General features: G+C 61.3%; 2 protein-coding genes. One reads left to right on the top strand and one right to left on the bottom strand.

Annotation, left to right across the window (positions count from 1 at the left end):
• Positions 1-174: 174 nt before the first annotated feature.
• Complete coding sequence (gene tnpA, locus AC1DKD_RS41430; RefSeq protein WP_441637748.1) at positions 175-588, bottom strand: IS66 family insertion sequence element accessory protein TnpA; 414 nt, start codon at positions 586-588, stop codon at positions 175-177.
• Between the two features lie 214 nt (positions 589-802).
• Here tnpA and AC1DKD_RS41425 point away from each other — a divergent pair.
• On the top strand, positions 803-1,151 hold a 349-nt coding region (locus AC1DKD_RS41425), incomplete at its 3' end, for a helix-turn-helix domain-containing protein (RefSeq protein ID WP_477144766.1).

Here is a 1,151-nt window from a genome sequence, read left to right as displayed (position 1 = left end):
ACCTTGGCACGGATGACTTTCTGTTCCTGAGTCATGGCGGACTCCTTGTGGATTCCGCCGCACACTGGCACTCTGGGCTACGCCCTTCGCACCGATGTGCGGCGGCATGGATAACCAACCACTGTCAGATTTAGTCTAGGCTATTACAGATGAAAGCCTGCACATCGCCGCTGATCAGCACCGGCCGCCTCCCAACTGCCCCAGCACGAAGCGCACGATGCGTTCGGCATGCACCCCGGCCATCTCGATACGTGCGCCGCCGAGCGTAACGACCACCTGGTCGCGTGACCTCGATAGCGCTGAGTCGTTTGTCGGCAGGACATTCGGCACCGCAACCGTTGCCGCAGCGATGAATGCCGTGTCCGCAGTCACTGCGATTGGCGGCGCCGCCGGCAATTGCTGCTCGTGGCTCAATCGCTTGCGCCACAAGCTGAAAGTGCTGACCGCCAAGCCGTGTTGCCGGCAGAAGGCGCGAATGCTCCCGCCGCTGTTCCGCCATTGCGCCAGCAGATCGCGCCAGAAAGCCTCATCGTGGCGGTCATACCTTGCCCCGGCTCGTCCGCTCTTACCTTCCCGCTGATCGGCCATCGCTTCACTCCCAGAAATCGTGAAGCTACTACCTTCTCATCGCCGCCCTCTACTCGCCAGACGGGTTCCGCTGACGGTTACGTAGCGCAGGCCCGCTCCTGCGCTACCGAAAAACTGCTCGCGCACTCGTTCTATTGAGACTTGTATAAATCATGACAACCGATTCGAGTCTCACGCGTTATCTGATCAAGGCGTTGATCGGGAGTTCGATTGCATGACTGGGAAGATGGACGAAGCGACCAGAAAGCGGGTTCGCGCTGGACGGATGCTGTTAGCGAACAAGCCGGTCGCGGAGGTTGCGGCTGCGGTGGGCGTGGCACGGCAGACGGTGTACACATGGAAGGCGCGACTGGACGAAGGCGGCTTCGATGCGCTGCGCACCATGGCCCGTGGACGGCCGTCGTTGCTCGACGATGCCCAGCGCGAGCAGTTGTGTCGTGCTTTGCTGCAGCGCCCCACCGAGCATGGCTTTGGCACCGAACTGTGGACGCTCAAACGGGTGCGTCTACTCATCGAGCAACGCTTCGGGGTGTCATACAACGAGGCCCATGTCTGGCGCATTC

The organism is Cupriavidus sp. 05T313, from assembly GCF_056396665.1.
Note: the sequence above shows the minus strand (reverse complement) of the source record. Positions and strands in the feature narration are given on the sequence as shown.